Origin of the sequence: Enterobacter sp. R4-368 (assembly GCF_000410515.1) — a bacterium.
Classification (GTDB): domain Bacteria; phylum Pseudomonadota; class Gammaproteobacteria; order Enterobacterales; family Enterobacteriaceae; genus Kosakonia.
Genome location: NC_021500.1, coordinates 2,431,970 through 2,447,994 on the forward strand (window position 1 = coordinate 2,431,970; position 16,025 = coordinate 2,447,994).

Sequence of the window (16,025 nt, forward strand, 5' to 3'; positions counted from 1 at the left end):
TTACTCAATAGTACGTTGGATCTCAATGATCTCGAATACTTCGATCATATCGCCGGTACGTACATCATTGTAGTTCTTAACGCCGATACCACATTCCATGCCGTTACGGACTTCGTTGACGTCATCTTTGAAGCGACGCAGGGATTCCAGCTCGCCTTCATAGATAACCACGTTGTCGCGCAGAACGCGGATCGGGTTGTGACGTTTAACCACACCTTCGGTAACCATACAGCCCGCGATCGCACCGAATTTCGGCGATTTGAACACATCGCGAACTTCCGCCAGACCGATGATCTGCTGTTTCAGCTCCGGAGAGAGCATACCGCTCATTGCCGCTTTCACTTCGTCGATCAGGTTATAGATGACGGAGTAGTAACGCAGATCCAGACCTTCCGCTTCGATCACGCGACGCGCAGAAGCGTCGGCACGAACGTTAAAGCCAACCAGAATCGCGTTGGATGCAGCAGCCAGCGTCGCGTCGGTTTCGGTGATACCACCTACGCCAGAACCCACGATCTTCACTTTCACTTCGTCGGTAGACAGTTTCAGCAGAGAATCGGAGATAGCTTCGACAGAACCCTGAACATCGGCCTTCAGAACGATGTTCACTTCGTGAACTTCGCCTTCGGTCATGTTGGCAAACATGTTTTCCAGTTTGGATTTCTGCTGACGCGCAAGTTTAACTTCGCGGAATTTGCCCTGACGGTACAGTGCCACTTCACGCGCTTTCTTCTCGTCACGCACAACAGTCGCTTCATCACCCGCAGCCGGAACACCGGACAGACCGAGGATTTCTACCGGAATGGACGGACCCGCTTCGGTGACTTCGCGACCCAGTTCGTCACGCATCGCACGCACGCGGCCATATTCGAAGCCACACAGCACGATATCGCCTTTATGCAGCGTACCTTCGCGCACCAGCACGGATGCCACCGGACCACGACCTTTATCGAGGAAGGATTCGATAACCACGCCGCTCGCCATACCTTTACGTACGGCTTTCAGCTCAAGAACTTCGGCCTGCAGCAGGATCGCATCCAGCAGTTCGTCGATACCGGTACCAGCTTTCGCGGAAACGTGTACGAACTGGCTTTCGCCGCCCCACTCTTCCGGAATGATGCCGTACTGAGAGAGTTCGTTTTTAACGCGATCCGGATCGGCTTCAGGCTTATCGATCTTGTTCACGGCAACCACTACCGGCACCTGCGCCGCTTTCGCGTGCTGGATAGCTTCGATAGTTTGCGGCATCACGCCGTCATCGGCAGCAACAACCAGAACCACGATATCCGTTGCCTGAGCACCACGGGCACGCATTGCGGTAAACGCGGCGTGGCCTGGGGTATCCAGGAAGGTGATCATGCCGTTGTCGGTTTCAACGTGGTAAGCACCAATGTGCTGAGTAATGCCGCCCGCTTCGCCAGAGGCCACTTTCGTTGAACGAATGTAGTCCAGCAGAGAGGTTTTACCGTGGTCAACGTGACCCATAATGGTCACAACCGGTGCGCGCGGTTCTGCTGCAGCACCTGTGTCACGGTCGCTCATTACCGCTTCTTCCAGCTCGTTTTCACGACGCAGGATAACTTTATGGCCCATCTCTTCAGCAACCAGTTGCGCAGTTTCCTGGTCAATAACCTGGTTGATGGTCGCCATCGCGCCCAGTTTCATCATCGCTTTGATGACCTGAGAGCCTTTAACCGCCATCTTGTTAGCCAGTTCGCCAACGGTCAGGGTCTCGCCGATCACGACGTCACGGTTAACCGCTTGAGCGGGCTTCTGGAAGCCCTGCTGCAGAGCAGAACCTTTACGCTGACGGCCGCCTTTACCACCGCGAACTGCCGCACGCGCTTCTTCACGATCAGCTTTGCTTTCAGCGTGTTTGTTGCCTTTCTTCGGACGCGCTGCTTTCGCTGTGCGGCTGCGACCACGACCGCCTTCAACTTCACGGTCGTTATCATCTTCCGCCTGGCGGGCATGCTGGGAAGTGGTTACATGGTAGTCACCAGTAGTCTCTTCTTCTTCGCTTGCCGGAGCTGCCCAGTTCGCTTCATTTTGTTCAGCCATACGACGAGCTTCTTCCGCTACGCGACGCGCATTTTCTTCCAGTTTACGACGAGCCTCTTCTTCCGCTTTGCGCTTAAGTTCTTGCGCTTCGGATTCACGGCGGGCTTTTTCCGCCTGGGCTGTCCTGGTCATTTCGTCAGATTGTTGGTTGCTCACTTTGCTATTTTCCGCAGCTTCGCGTTTTGCATTTTCAGCATTTTCGCGTTTAGCCTTTTCATCAGCTTCACGTTTCGCACGAGCTTCGGCATCACGTTTGGCTTTTTCCTCGGCTTCGCGCTCAGCGGCTTCCTCTGCTTCACGACGGGCCTTCTCTTCCGCTTCACGCATCGCCTCTTCTTCCGCAGCGAGACGTTCAGCCTCTTGTGGATCGCGTTTTACAAAGGTGCGTTTTTTACGGACTTCGATCTGCACCGATTTACTTTTCCCACCGGTGCCCTGAATACTTAATGTACTGCGCGTCTTGCGCTGCAGGGTCAGCTTGTCAGGCGAAGAACCGTGCTCACGGTTCAAATGCGCTAACAGCGTCTGCTTTTCTTGTGCCGTCACTGAGTCTTCAGCGGACTTGCGGATCCCTGCGTCAGCAAATTGCTGTACCAGGCGGTCCACAGAGGTTTGAATCTCAGCGGCCAGCGTTTTTACGGTTACATCTGTCATGCTGTTCCTTCCTGCTACAGTTTATTACGCTTCGTCGCCAAACCAGCAAATATTACGTGCGGCCATGATGAGCTCACCTGCTTTCTCATCGGTTAACCCTTCGATATCGCTCAGGTCATCCACACCTTGTTCAGCGAGGTCTTCCAGCGTACAAACACCACGAGCAGCCAGTTTGAAAGCCAGTGCGCGATCCAGACCTTCCAGGTTAAGCAGGTCTTCAGCCGGTTCTTTATTACCGAGGCTTTCTTCCTGCGCCAGTGCCAGAGTGGTCAGCGCGTTTTTCGCACGATCACGCAGGGCTTCGACGGTGTCTTCATCCAGACCATCGATTTCCAGCAGCTCTTTGATTGGCACATAGGCCAGTTCTTCCAGCGTAGAGAAACCTTCTTCGACCAGAACGGTGGCGAAATCTTCGTCAATGTCCAGGTAGCGGGTGAAGGTGTCAATCGCGGCATGAGCCTCAGCCTGATGCTTGGACTGCAGATCCTCAACGGTCATGACGTTGAGTTCCCAGCCGCTCAGCTGAGACGCGAGGCGCACGTTCTGACCATTACGGCCGATAGCCTGCGCCAGGTTGCCCGCCTCAACGGCGATATCCATGGTGTGTTTATCTTCATCCACCACGATAGAAGCAACGTCAGCCGGTGCCATTGCGTTGATAACGAACTGCGCCGGGTTATCGTCCCACAGCACAATATCAATACGCTCACCGCCAAGTTCCGTCGAAACCGCTTGCACACGCGCACCGCGCATACCCACGCAGGCGCCGACCGGATCGATACGCTTGTCGTTAGTCTTCACGGCGATTTTGGCACGAGAACCCGGATCGCGGGCTGCGGCTTTAATCTCGATAACTTCTTCACCGATTTCCGGCACTTCAATGCGGAACAGTTCAACCAGCATTTCCGGTTTGGAACGGGTCACGAACAGCTGCGCACCACGCGCTTCAGGGCGCACAGCGTACAGCACACCGCGGATGCGGTCGCCCGGACGGAAGTTTTCACGCGGCAGCATATCTTCGCGCAGGATAACGGCTTCAGCGTTGTTGCCGAGATCCAGCGTGATGTTGTCGCGGTTCACTTTCTTCACCACGCCGGTGATGATTTCGCCTTCGTGCTCGCGGAACTGATCGACCACCATTGCGCGCTCAGCTTCACGTACTTTCTGTACAATGACCTGTTTTGCGGTCTGGGTGGTGATGCGGTCAAACGTGACGGATTCAATCTGATCTTCAACATAGTCGTCGAGGTTCAGGCTCTCATCTTCGTAACGCGCTGCTTCGAGGGTGATCTCACGTGTCGGCTGCGTCACTTCTTCAACGATCAGCCAGCGACGGAACGTGTCGAAATCACCGCTTTTACGATCAATGCTTACGCGAACATCGATCTCTTGTTCGTATTTTTTCTTGGTTGCTGTAGCCAGAGCACTTTCCAGCGCTTCAAAGATTTTTTCACGCGGAAGCGACTTTTCGTTAGAAACAGCTTCAACAACAGCCAAAATTTCTTTGTTCATCGGGGGCCTTTCACCTCAAATCCAGACTGTTAAAAGTGGGGGACCAGGTTCGCTTTTTGAATATTGCTCAATGCGAACACTTCATCTTTACCTTCGACCGTAACGGTGATCATCTCGCCATCGACATCTTTAATGATGCCCTGCCATTTACGACGGTTTTGAACCGCCATACGCAGAACCAGCGAGACTTCGTCGCCCTTAAAGCGCGCATAGTGCTCAGCCGTAAACAAAGGACGCTCAAGACCTGGTGAGGAAACCTCCAGGTTGTAAGCCACGGTAATCGGATCTTCAACATCCAGTACCGCACTGACCTGGTGGCTGACATCAGCGCAATCATCAACATTGATGCCATCTTCACTATCAATATAGATGCGCAGTGTAGATGTGCGCCCGCGCACAAACTCGATACCGACCAGTTCATAGCCCAGTGCTTCAACCGGCGCCGTAATCATCTCTGTTAATTTTTGCTCTAATGTGGACAAGTCCACCCCCAAGACATAAAAAAAGGGCGTATAGCCCAGTTATTTCGTACTCAGATAACAAAAAACCCCGATAAATCGGGGCTTTAATTAACTGAACCCTATAGCCGCAACTGCGGCCTGGAGAACCTTCCGTGAGTATTTTTTTCAAATCCAGCTGCGAAGGCGTTAAGTCTTCATAGTATATTTGAAAAAGAACACTTAGGGAAAGTGGTTGCGGGGGCCGGATTTGAACCGACGACCTTCGGGTTATGAGCCCGACGAGCTACCAGGCTGCTCCACCCCGCGCCTGAAACGTGGCAAATTCTACTCGCTTGAGTGCAAATTTGCAAATAATGCTGGGATTTGGTACCGAAGACGGGACGTAAAACCGGGCTGCAGTATATTGATATACATACCGTTCTGTCAACCGTGGCGCGTTAGCATCCTGTGCCCCTGACGTATGCAATTTTGTTGCGTATTATTTTTAAGCATGTAAACAGCAGTGTTCACCACTATCGCAATGAAAATTGCACTCTTCTCTTCCGGTCATCGTCAAAAGATGATTAAATGAAAACTCACTTATTTTGCATAACCATTCACTAATTGTTCTGGTCGGATGGCACAAAGAGTATGGCGTGGCTGTTAAGTCTCTCACCATCGGTCTATCAAGCAGGGATTTTTTTATGACGACGATTCTCAAGCATCTTCCCGCAGGTCAACGTATCGGCATCGCTTTCTCCGGCGGACTGGACACCAGCGCAGCGCTGCTGTGGATGCGCCAAAAAGGCGCGGTTCCTTATGCATACACTGCGAACCTGGGTCAACCGGACGAGGATGATTATGACGCCATTCCCCGTCGCGCAAAGGAGTACGGTGCGGAAAATGCTCGCCTAATCGACTGCCGTAAACAACTGGTCGCCGAAGGCATTGCCGCCATCCAGTGCGGCGCTTTTCATAATACGACAGGTGGTCTGACTTATTTTAACACCACGCCGCTGGGCCGCGCGGTAACCGGCACGATGCTGGTTGCGGCAATGAAAGAAGACGGTGTGAATATCTGGGGCGACGGCAGCACCTATAAAGGCAACGATATTGAGCGTTTCTATCGCTACGGCCTTCTGACTAACGCCGAGTTGCAAATCTATAAGCCGTGGCTGGATACCGACTTTATTGATGAACTCGGCGGCCGTCAGGAAATGTCCGAATTCATGGTTGCCTCTGGTTTCGACTACAAAATGTCGGCAGAAAAAGCCTACTCGACTGACTCCAACATGCTGGGCGCAACGCACGAAGCGAAAGATTTAGAGTTCCTCAATTCCAGCGTGAAGATTGTTAACCCAATCATGGGGGTTAAATTCTGGGATGAGAATGTCAAAATCCCGGCGGAAGAAGTTACCGTACGTTTTGAGCGCGGTCATCCGGTTGCGCTGAACGGCAAAACCTTCACTGATGATGTTGAACTGATGCTGGAAGCCAATCGCATCGGTGGCCGTCACGGTCTGGGAATGAGCGATCAGATTGAGAACCGTATTATCGAAGCGAAAAGCCGCGGTATTTACGAAGCCCCGGGAATGGCGTTGCTGCATATCGCGTACGAACGTCTGCTGACCGGTATCCACAACGAAGACACTATTGAGCAATATCACGCCCATGGCCGCCAGCTTGGTCGCTTGCTGTACCAGGGCCGCTGGTTCGATCCGCAAGCACTGATGCTGCGTGACTCCCTGCAACGCTGGGTAGCAAGCGCCATCACCGGTGAAGTCACGCTGGAGCTGCGTCGCGGCAATGATTATTCGATTCTGAATACCGTTTCCGACAATCTGACCTACAAAGCAGAGCGTCTGACGATGGAAAAAGGCGAGTCCGTGTTCTCCCCGGATGACCGTATCGGTCAGCTGACGATGCGCAATCTGGATATTACCGATACCCGTGAGAAACTGTTCAACTACGTGCAAACCGGTCTGCTTTCCACCACGGCCGGGAATGGCCTGCCTCAGGTAGAAAACCTGGAAAACAGCGAGAAGAAATAAGTCTCTCTGCATCTTCGTGCCTGCCTTGCAGGCACGATTCTCTGCTTTAAGTTATCGCTTCAGCTTAACAACATTTATCAAGCCGGTTCGCTTTCTCCCGCCAGGATGGGCGTTCCATATCCTCAATAGATATTCGGATCAAAAATCACGCTCACCGCACCGCGATAGGTGTCCGGGCGCGTCGACAGCATGGTGTCCACATCTTTCTGGCGCACCAGAAAATCGATACTGCCGGGTTTATCTGCCCCATAGACTTTGGCGGTGAACTCGTTTTGGTTCGCAGTTTTGCCAATGAAAAGCGGTCTGCCGGTCACCGTGGAGCCGGTCTGCATATCCACCACATTATCCGGCATGTTGATCGTTACCTTCATCGGCACCTGTTGCCCGCTGTTATCGCTGGTAAGCGCGCACTCCTTACCTATCTGATCGGCACAGTCCAGGAACACGGTGAACCCACCGGAACTGGAGAGCGTAAACGCGCTTCGCCCGGTCAGTTGCGGCGTCACGCGAGAAACCATCCAGCGTTCCCAGTTGGCCTTCCCCTCATCCTCTGAGCAGATTTTTCCCGATCGGCAGGGTTGCAGGGCAACCGTCTGCGCACCGGCGGCCGGCGTGAGTTTCAGTTCATGGGTCACCGTCAGCGCAAAGTTAATATTCAGCATGGTATCGCTGGCTACATACACATCGCCAAAATCAATGTTACCCCCGGGGCCAATGGTGAGTGGAGCAGTGCCTTTATAGATACCGGAACTCATCTTCAGCGGATCCGGCGTATCCAGTTCGTAGGCAATACTCATGTTGTAAAAGCGGGACGGCTCTGTTCTGTCTATGGTACTGACTTTATAACAAGCGCCCTCTGCTGTGGTGACTCTCCATACAAAAGCCGTCCAGTTGGAGTTTCCCACAAGGGGGCCACTGTTCTGGCAAGGTGAGTTTGGCGAGGAATACGATCCCCCAACCCAGGCGTAATCATTCCCGGCCAATGAATATCGCCCACTGAAGCCACTGATCCGGAAGGTCACTTGCGCAACTTCGCCGGTCGTTTCGTTAACGACAGGTAGCGTTCTGGCTTTATTACTTAACCCGAAGTAGGGGTTATTTCTTGGTACATCATTGGCAACAATCGGCTGTTTTAAGCGCAGCTCTAACGGCAACGCAATACCAAAGGAGCCCGCAGGGCAATACGCAGGCCAGGTCGCACAATACCCCGAAAGCGGTGTGGTATTAGTGAATGCGCCGTTTTCCGGATTCGTTGCCGACGGAGTAAAACTGGCGCTGATATTCATTTCCGCCGCGACAGTGCAGAAACTTATCACGCATAGCGAAACGGATAAGGCTGCTCGCGTAATGTGGCGTAGTAGGGACATCATATTTCTCTGTAAACATCAAAACGCATAACAGAAGGCGCTGATAAATGGCACTTTCTTATGCAATTCCAGTCTGGCGGAAATGCGCCAGGTAATTCAGGTTCACGGTTTTGCTTTTCCGGCACTGAAAGGTAGTGCAACGCGTCCGGATACGCTTTTGCGCCGGGAAGCCCTGCGCACCATCACCACCAGATGCGATATCGCGCTTATTTTCTGCGCCCCGCCGCAGCCGCTTTCGTCCTGAATGGCAGCGTCACTTGTTCCGCGAAGAAGTGGCTCAGTGAATTCAAAAGATATTCGGGTCAAAAATCACGCTGACCGCACCGCGGTAGGTGTCCGGGCGCGTCGACAGCATGGTGTCCACATCTTTCTGGCGCACCAGAAAATCAATGCTGCCGGGTTTATCTGCCCCATAGACTTTGGCGGTGAACTCGTTTTGGTTCGCAGTTTTGCCAATGAAAAGCGGTCTGCCGCTTACCGTGGAGCCGGTCTGCATATCCACCACATTATCCGGCATGTTGATCGTCACCTTCATCGGCACCTGTTGCCCGCTGTTATCGCTGGTAAGCGCACACTCCTTACCTATCTGATCGGCGCAGTCCAGGAAAACGGTGAACCCACCGGAACTGGAGAGCGTAAACGCGCTTCGCCCCGTCAGTTGCGGCGTTACGCGGGAAACCATCCAGCGTTCCCAGTTGGCCTTCCCCTCATCCTCTGAGCAGATCTTTCCCGATGGACAGGGTTGCAGGGCGACCGTCTGCGCACCGGTGGCCGGAGTCAGTTTCAGTTCATGGTTTACAGAGAGGGTAAAGTTGAGATCTAACTGATTGTCGGAAGTCTTAAAATTATCACCGAAATCAATATCTCCACCGGAACCCACGCTAAGAGATAGGGTTCCTGTATAGGTGCCGGATGCCATTTTCAGCGGATCAGGTGTGACTAACTCATACCCTAAGCTGGTCAAGTCAATATAATAAGGCTCGTCCGTCAGGTTGATCCTGGCTGTTTTATAGCAGGCAGAATCACTGGCTGGCCATTTCCACATAAATAGATAAGCGGTATAGCTAATCCAGCCCACGCCCGAATAACCGCAGGGTGCGGGAGCATATACAAAACTACTGCCGTTCCACGTAGATTGATGCTGGCTGACGGGCCAGTCTGCTCGCGTATGGTATCTTGCAGAAAAAGCGTTAACCCTGAAACCAAGCGTCACCGACGAGCCCGTTTGCTGATTCACCACCGTGATATTGCGCATTGCGCCTGGCATTTTAAAGTACATCCCCATTCTGGGATCAGAATTAGCCGTAAACCCGGCCGTCGCCAGAGAGGCCGTTATGCCGCCCATTGAGATACTGACCATTCCGGTACCGGCACATTCCCCAGGCAAAATTGAACAATATCCACTCTGTGACGTGGTATTCGTGAAGGTGTTTTTTTCCGGGTTTTCCAGCGATGGCACAAACTCTGCTGTAATGGGCATTGTCGCCGCCGATAAGGCGAAGTGCACAACAAGCAGGCATGCAGCCAGCAACTGTGAAAGCACGCGTGTAAATGGAAGATTCATTTTTTTCACTCGATCTGCGCCGTCGCGTAAATTCAAAAGATATTCGGATCAAAAATCACGCTCACCGCACCGCGATAGGTGTCCGGGCGCGTCGACAGCATGGTGTCCACATCTTTCTGGCGCACCAGGAAATCGATACTGCCGGGTTTATCTGCCCCATAGACTTTGGCGGTGAACTCGTTTTGGTTCGCAGTTTTGCCAATGAAAAGCGGTCTGCCGCTTACCGTGGAGCCGGTCTGCATATCCACCACATTCTCCGGCATGTTGATCGTCACCTTCATCGGCACCTGTTGCCCGCTGTTATCGCTGGTAAGCGCACACTCCTTACCTATCTGATCGGCGCAGTCCAGGAACACGGTGAACCCACCGGAACTGGAGAGCGTAAACGCGCTTCGCCCGGTCAGTTGCGGCGTCACGCGGGAAACCATCCAGCGTTCCCAGTTGACCTTCCCCTCATCCTCTGAGCAGATCTTTCCCGATGGACAGGGTTGCAGGGCAACCGTCTGCGCACCAGCGGCCGGCGTGAGTTTCAGTTCATGAGTTACCGTCAGCGCAAAGTTAATATTCAGCACGGTATCGTTAGCTTCATACACATCGCCAAAATCAATGTTGCCACCGGGGCCAACAGTGAGCGATGCGGTGCCTTTATAGATACCGGAACTCATCTTCAGCGGATCCGGCGTATCCAGTTCGTAGGCAATACTCATGTTGTAAAAGCGGGACGGCTCGGTTCTGTCTATGTTACTGATTTTATAACAAGCTCCATCCGCAGAGGTTACCTTCCATATAAAGCTATAATAAACGTTGTCCCCTACACTGGGTCCGCCATACTGGCAAGGGGGGTTGGGGTACATAAATGATCCGCCAACCCATGTTGTACTGGGGGTGGGTGGGGAATATCTTGCACTGAAGCCACTGATTCGGAAGGTTACTTGCGCAATTTCGCCGGTCGTTTCGTTAACGACAGGTAGCGTTCTGGCCTTATTACTTAACCCGAAGTAGGGGTTATTTCTTGGTATGTCATTAGCCATAATCGGCTTTTTCAACGTCAGCTCTAACGGCAACGCGATACCAAATGCACCCGGCGGGCAATACACAGGCCAGGTCGCACAATACCCTGAAAGCGGTGTGGTATTGGTGAATGCGCCGTTTTCCGGATTCGTTGCCGACGGAGTAAAACTGGCGCTGATATTCATTTCCGCCGCGACAGCGCAGAAACTTATCACGCATAGCGAAACGGATAAGGCTGCTCGCGTAATGTGGCGTAGTAGGCACATAATATTTCTCTGTAAACATCAAAACGCATAACAGAAGGCGCTGATAAATGGCACTTTTTTATGCAATTCAAGTCTGGCGGAAATGCGCCAGGTAATTCAGGTTCACGGTTTTGCTTTCCCGGCACTGAAAGGCAGTGCGACGCGTCCGGATACGCTTTTGCGCCGGGGAGCCCGGCGCACCATCACCACCAGATGCGATATTGCGCCTATTTTCCGCGCCCCGCCGCAGCCGCTTTCGTCCTGAATGGCAGCGTCACTTGTTCCGCGAAGACGTGGCTCAGTGAATTCAAAAGATATTCGGATCAAAAATCACGCTGACCGCACCGCGATAGGTGTCCGGACGCGTCGACAGCATGGTGTCCACATCTTTCTGGCGCACCAGAAAATCGATACTGCCGGGCTCATTTGTGCCGTAGGTTTTTGCAGTGAAGTAGTTCTGCCCTGCGCTTTTGCCAATCAAAAGTGGCCTGCCGCTTACCATTGAGCCGGTCTGCATATCCACCACCTTTTCCGGCAGATTTATCATCACTTTCATCGGCACCTGTTGCCCGCTGTTATCGCTGGTGAGCGCACACTCTTTACCTGTCTGATCGGCGCAGTCGAGGAAAACCGTAAAGCTCCCCGAGCTTGTCAGGTTAAAATTGCTCCTGCCGGTCAGCTGGGGCGTGATGCGGGTAACCATCCAGCGTTCCCAGTTGGCCTCCCCTTCGTCAGCGGTACAAATTTTTCCGGCCGCACAGGGCTGCAGAGAGACTGACTGGTTTTCCGGGGTGGTGGTGAGCTTCAGCTCGTGGTTTACGCTCAGGGAAAAGTGAAGGTTTAACTGATTGTCGGAAGTCTGAAAGTTATCACCGAAATCAATATCGCCGCCGGGGCCCACCGTCAGGGATAAGGTGCCTTCATAAAGCCCTGAAGTTAATTTCAGCGGCTCCGGTGTTTGCAGCTCATACATAATGCTGGTGTCATTAATTAAGTAAGGCTCACCCGTCAGCGGTATTTTTGCCACTTTATAACAGGCCGCATTGTCGGCTGGCCATCGCCACATAAAACGATAGTATCTGGTTGTATATGCCCCTACACCGGAAAACATGCAGGGTGAGGGGGCATTAACAAAGCTTCCACCGGACCAGGATCCCTTATAATCATCGATAGTCCATGCATTATGTGTATTTAACACTGCACCAAATCCACCGACTCTGAAACGAACAATGGTATGGGATCCATCCTCCTGGTTGGTTAATGTTATATCCCGCCATGCGCCCGGCATCCTTAAATAGACGCCCATCCTGGGGTCAGAATTGGCCGTGAAGCCTGCCGTCGCCAGCGATGCAGTTATTCCGCCCATGGAAATACTGAATGTTTTCAAATTAAGACACTGCTCAGGATAATCCGTACAGTACCCACCCGCGGGCGTGGTGTTGGTGAAAGTATTATTTTCTGGATTTTCCAGCGATGGCGTAAATGACGCTGTAATATCCATTGTCGCCGCCGATAAGGCGAAGTGCACAAGAAGCAGGCATGCAGCCAGCAACTGTGAAAGCACGCGTGTAAATGGAAGATTCATTTTTTTCACTCGATCTGCGCCGTCGCGTAAATTCAAAAGATATTCGGATCAAAAATCACGCTCACCGCACCGCGATAGGTGTCCGGACGCGTCGACAGCATGGTGTCCACATCTTTCTGGCGCACCAGAAAATCGATACTGCCGGGCTCATTTGTGCCGTAGGTTTTTGCAGTGAAGTAGTTCTGCCCTGCGCTTTTGCCAATCAAAAGTGGCCTGCCGCTTACCATTGAGCCGGTCTGCATATCCACCACCTTTTCCGGCAGATTTATCATCACTTTCATCGGCACCTGTTGCCCGCTGTTATCGCTGGTGAGCGCGCACTCTTTACCTGTCTGATCGGCGCAGTCGAGGAAAACCGTAAAGCTCCCCGAGCTTGTCAGGTTAAAATTGCTCCTGCCGGTCAGCTGGGGCGTGATGCGGGTAACCATCCAGCGTTCCCAGTTGGCCTCCCCTTCGTCAGCGGTACAAATTTTTCCGGCCGCACAGGGCTGCAGGGACACTGACTGGTTTTCCGGGGTGGTGGTGAGCTTCAGCTCGTGGTTTACGCTCAGGGAAAAGTGAAGGTTTAACTGATTGTCGGAAGCCTGAAAGTTATCACCGAAATCAATATCGCCGCCGGGACCCACAGTCAGGGATAAGGTGCCTTCATAAAGCCCTGAAGTTAATTTCAGCGGCTCCGGTGTTTGCAGCTCATACATGATGCTGGTGTCATTAATTAAATAAGGCTCACCCGTCAGCGGTATTTTTGCCACTTTATAACAGGCCACATTTTCGGCTGGCCATTGCCACATAAAACGAAAATATCTGGTTGAATAAACCCCTACGCCGGAATAGGAGCAAGGTGAAGGGGCAAAAACAAAGTTACCCCATCCAGTGGGGCTTCCTGACCAGGCTGTATTGTGATCTTCTATCGTCCAGTCATTATGCGTATTTAACGTTGCACCGAATCCCCTCACCCTGAAGCGGACAGAGGTTTCGGAACCATCTTCGCGGTTGATTAACGTGGTATTCCGCCATGCGCCCGGCATTTTGAAATAGACGCCCATTCGGGGATCCGAATCGACCGTGAAGCCAGCCGTCGCCAGCGACGCGGTTATCCCGCCCATGGAAATACTGAATGTTTTTAGATCAACGCATTGGTCCGGATAAATCGTACAGTACCCACCCGCGGGCGTGGTGTTGGTGAAAGTGTTATTTTCCGGGTTTTCCAGCGATGGCGTAAATGACGCGGTAATCTCCATCGTGGCAGCCATCACCGTTGCGCTACCGGCAAGTAGCGCCATCCCCGTAAATAAGCTCAGTGCAATCTGTTTCATTTCGTTGCACCTGAACCGACCTGCTGGCATTTAAGCGCGCTGATAAACTGCACTCTCTTATTGGGATCCAACCCGGCTGGAATTTCGCAGTGCAGTTCTGGCTCGCCATTTTCTGCCGGAACCGTTAACTGGCGATTTGTGACACCGGAGTCCAGCGTCAATACCCCTTCCGCATTAACCATGGCCTGCGCGACATCGCTTTTGACGTAGCGGTTTTTAATCAGCTGGCCTTGCGCATTCTGCAGCATACTAATCAGGGTTAAGGTCTTCACTGTTTTGATGTTCACATACTGAACGCTACCGCGATTCATCTGGATAGTCTGGCGCTCCGGGAACACCTGCACACTGTCGCCACCGGGGGCGCTAAACTGGATATCGCTTCTTTTCCAGAGCTCCGCCGGCAAAATATTGCGGCCTGGTTTCAGACGCAGTTCGCTCATATTGCCCGTTGCGAGGATACGGGTGTTTTTATCGTCAGCATCCATATCCACAATCACCGCAGACTGCATGCCACTGTTGTTGCCATTGACGGACGCGACCTTACCGCCGCCCATAACCAGCACCTGGCTTAGGTTCGCGCCTGCAATATTCGTTTTGCTCCGCATACTGTGCTGCGCGTAGAAGTTACCGTTTATCCAGGGGGTATCCACTGCGCCATTGCCATTCAACGTAGTATCCGCAGCACTCAAGGAAACACCGCCGCCTAAGTTGCGCAACGTCCCTTTATCTTTTGGTTCCCATTGATACTGCAGGCTGGAATAACTCTGATCCTGTTCCAGGCCGGTGCTCAAAGATACCGAATGTTCTTCGGAGGGAGACAAGGCGATCGACACGCTAAAAGAGACACCCCGATCGCGGCGATCATTATCAAAGCCCGGACGGTCATAAGCGCTCATGCGGAAAGTGGTACTGCGATCAAAGAGGCGTGTTTGCGTACTCCACGAAACATCCGCCGCGGTTCCTTTACGCCAGGGGGTATCAATATATTGCGTATTGAGAATCAGCGAAGAGCCTCCCGGCAATCGGGACGACAAAGAGGCACCCCACGTTTGACCTGCCTGACGGGTACGAACGCGCCTTCCATAAACATCGCTAAGCGTAGAACGCCAGTAAAGACTGGCGGAACCGCCCGCATATAAATTGCGGTAATAGCGGAGATCTGTGTCCTGATTCGCTTGATATTGCGAATTACCCAGCGTGTACTGCGCAAAAAAGCGATCGTCTTGCGAAAGCGTAATGTTGGTGCGCATCCGCAGACGACGCTCTTTAAGAGACATCGCGCCGGAAAGTCCAACGGTCGCCAGGGGATTGACCAGCCATTCCATACCCGCGCCAGCCGCAAAGGGATTCTTATCCTCCGCGCTCACATCGCCACTTGCCAGCGCGCGACGTTGGCCGCCCCAGAGATTCATACGCCAGCGTTTGTCAGGGTTATTCCAACCCTGCGCCTTAAAAATCTGCGCTTCCTGAGTATCAACCACCTGGCCATTTTCGATAATTTTGATCGTAATATCATAAATACCAAGCGGCAGAGGGCGGGTATCCAGCGCCTGTACGCCCGCCTGTAATTGCTGGGTACGGATCATTTGGCCATTGCGCCAGACTTCAGCAACGGACTGATTGCGCCCCGTCACATAGACAGGCCACGCGCTTACACTGTCGGTGGTTGCGAGCAAGGCGTCCGATGTTCCCCACATGCCGCCAATAACAGTATCATTGCCAAACCCCGCGGTCTGGACGTTGCCGTTATCGCTGTCAGGAGTAAACACACCCAGACGCAAAAAGCTGCCTTTAAACTCTTTTTGGGTGAAAAGCTGATAGAGGCTGTAATTCCTGTACTGATACTCACCGTCAGTGCCTGAAGACTGGAACGCCGCTTGTTGACTCCAGCCGCCCAGTGAAGAGGTTAAAGATGAGTTAATCCCCCAACTGCGCATTGAAGCCGTGTCGGTGATTGAGAGGCTGTTATTCATAATCAACCCGGTCGGTGCGTCATCTGGCACTGACAAATAACGGCTGACGACCTGGCTGGTTTCATAATTAGCGGTGTAAAGTTTTAACGCGGAGTTATCAAGAGAATAAACAACCTGCATGAGTCCGGACGGGCAAGACTCTGTGCATTTACCTATGGCAACACCCTTCTGAAGAAAATCAGACCAGACTGCATTTGTTGCGGGATCACTATTTGGCTGCTCATCAATAACTCGCAGGAGTTTAAT

12 protein-coding genes and 1 tRNA gene are annotated in these 16,025 nt (G+C 52.6%); 3 read left to right on the forward strand and 10 right to left on the reverse strand.

Features of this window, described 5'->3' with window-relative positions; genetic code table 11:
- From infB to H650_RS11415, 4 genes are all read right to left on the reverse strand, one after another.
- Window positions 1–2,715 (reverse strand): translation initiation factor IF-2, encoded by a 2,715-nt coding sequence (gene infB / locus H650_RS11400; RefSeq protein ID WP_020455415.1) that lies wholly within the window; start codon window positions 2,713–2,715, stop codon window positions 1–3.
- A gap of 24 nt (window positions 2,716–2,739) precedes the next feature.
- Complete coding sequence (nusA, locus tag H650_RS11405; protein WP_017457353.1) at window positions 2,740–4,227, reverse strand: transcription termination factor NusA; 1,488 nt, start codon at window positions 4,225–4,227, stop codon at window positions 2,740–2,742.
- Between the two features lie 29 nt (window positions 4,228–4,256).
- Window positions 4,257–4,709, reverse strand: coding sequence for a ribosome maturation factor RimP (gene rimP / locus H650_RS11410; protein WP_017457352.1), 453 nt, complete (start codon window positions 4,707–4,709; stop codon window positions 4,257–4,259).
- 208 nt (window positions 4,710–4,917) lie between these two features.
- Window positions 4,918–4,994, reverse strand: a tRNA-Met gene (locus tag H650_RS11415).
- A gap of 377 nt (window positions 4,995–5,371) precedes the next feature.
- Between H650_RS11415 and argG the strand changes: the two genes are divergently transcribed.
- Entirely contained in the window at window positions 5,372–6,718 is a 1,347-nt protein-coding gene (gene argG / locus H650_RS11420) for an argininosuccinate synthase (RefSeq protein WP_020455416.1), read from the forward strand.
- 122 nt (window positions 6,719–6,840) lie between these two features.
- Here the strand turns inward: argG and H650_RS25270 are convergent, their stop codons facing one another.
- Entirely contained in the window at window positions 6,841–7,515 is a 675-nt protein-coding gene (locus tag H650_RS25270; protein ID WP_020455417.1) for a hypothetical protein, read from the reverse strand.
- Between the two features lie 652 nt (window positions 7,516–8,167).
- Between H650_RS25270 and H650_RS25740 the strand changes: the two genes are divergently transcribed.
- A complete protein-coding gene (locus H650_RS25740) occupies window positions 8,168–8,329 on the forward strand; it encodes a hypothetical protein (protein WP_020455418.1) in 162 nt (53 codons plus the stop codon).
- Window positions 8,330–8,371: 42 nt separating this feature from the next.
- On the opposite strand, the gene H650_RS25950 is transcribed toward H650_RS25740, so the two are convergent.
- Window positions 8,372–9,649: a hypothetical protein gene (locus H650_RS25950; protein ID WP_044489742.1), complete on the reverse strand. Its 1,278-nt coding sequence runs from the start codon at window positions 9,647–9,649 to the stop codon at window positions 8,372–8,374.
- 32 nt (window positions 9,650–9,681) lie between these two features.
- Window positions 9,682–10,356 carry a hypothetical protein gene (locus H650_RS25280; protein ID WP_020455420.1) on the reverse strand — a complete coding sequence of 225 codons (675 nt, stop codon included), beginning with the start codon at window positions 10,354–10,356 and terminating at the stop codon, window positions 9,682–9,684.
- A 652-nt stretch (window positions 10,357–11,008) separates the two neighbouring features.
- On the opposite strand from H650_RS25280, the gene H650_RS25745 reads away from it, so the two are divergent.
- On the forward strand, window positions 11,009–11,170 hold the full coding sequence (locus H650_RS25745; protein ID WP_020455422.1) for a hypothetical protein: 162 nt from the start codon (window positions 11,009–11,011) through the stop codon (window positions 11,168–11,170).
- Between the two features lie 42 nt (window positions 11,171–11,212).
- On the opposite strand, the gene H650_RS25955 is transcribed toward H650_RS25745, so the two are convergent.
- The 3 genes from H650_RS25955 to H650_RS11450 are packed head-to-tail and all read right to left on the reverse strand — an operon-like array spanning window position 11,213 to window position 15,899.
- Window positions 11,213–12,490, reverse strand: coding sequence for a hypothetical protein (locus H650_RS25955; protein ID WP_044489744.1), 1,278 nt, complete (start codon window positions 12,488–12,490; stop codon window positions 11,213–11,215).
- A 32-nt stretch (window positions 12,491–12,522) separates the two neighbouring features.
- Entirely contained in the window at window positions 12,523–13,806 is a 1,284-nt protein-coding gene (locus H650_RS25960; protein ID WP_020455424.1) for a hypothetical protein, read from the reverse strand.
- A complete protein-coding gene (locus H650_RS11450) occupies window positions 13,803–15,899 on the reverse strand; it encodes a TcfC E-set like domain-containing protein (RefSeq protein WP_233500425.1) in 2,097 nt (698 codons plus the stop codon). Before H650_RS11450 ends, H650_RS25960 begins: the two co-directional genes overlap by 4 nt.
- Window positions 15,900–16,025: the final 126 nt, after the last annotated feature.

Excerpts from the sequence above, each read along its gene's own strand:
- infB (WP_020455415.1), bottom strand. The coding sequence starts at position 2,715 with ATGACAGATGTAACCGTAAAAACGCTGGCCGCTGAGATTCAAACCTCT.
- nusA (WP_017457353.1), bottom strand. The coding sequence starts at position 4,227 with ATGAACAAAGAAATTTTGGCTGTTGTTGAAGCTGTTTCTAACGAAAAG.
- argG (WP_020455416.1), top strand. The coding sequence starts at position 5,372 with ATGACGACGATTCTCAAGCATCTTCCCGCAGGTCAACGTATCGGCATC.
- H650_RS25270 (WP_020455417.1), bottom strand. The coding sequence starts at position 7,515 with ATGAGTATTGCCTACGAACTGGATACGCCGGATCCGCTGAAGATGAGT.
- H650_RS25740 (WP_020455418.1), top strand. The coding sequence starts at position 8,168 with ATGCGCCAGGTAATTCAGGTTCACGGTTTTGCTTTTCCGGCACTGAAA.
- H650_RS25950 (WP_044489742.1), bottom strand. The coding sequence starts at position 9,649 with ATGAATCTTCCATTTACACGCGTGCTTTCACAGTTGCTGGCTGCATGC.
- H650_RS25280 (WP_020455420.1), bottom strand. The coding sequence starts at position 10,356 with ATGAGTATTGCCTACGAACTGGATACGCCGGATCCGCTGAAGATGAGT.
- H650_RS25745 (WP_020455422.1), top strand. The coding sequence starts at position 11,009 with ATGCGCCAGGTAATTCAGGTTCACGGTTTTGCTTTCCCGGCACTGAAA.
- H650_RS25955 (WP_044489744.1), bottom strand. The coding sequence starts at position 12,490 with ATGAATCTTCCATTTACACGCGTGCTTTCACAGTTGCTGGCTGCATGC.
- H650_RS25960 (WP_020455424.1), bottom strand. The coding sequence starts at position 13,806 with ATGAAACAGATTGCACTGAGCTTATTTACGGGGATGGCGCTACTTGCC.
- H650_RS11450 (WP_233500425.1), bottom strand. The coding sequence starts at position 15,899 with ATGCAGGTTGTTTATTCTCTTGATAACTCCGCGTTAAAACTTTACACC.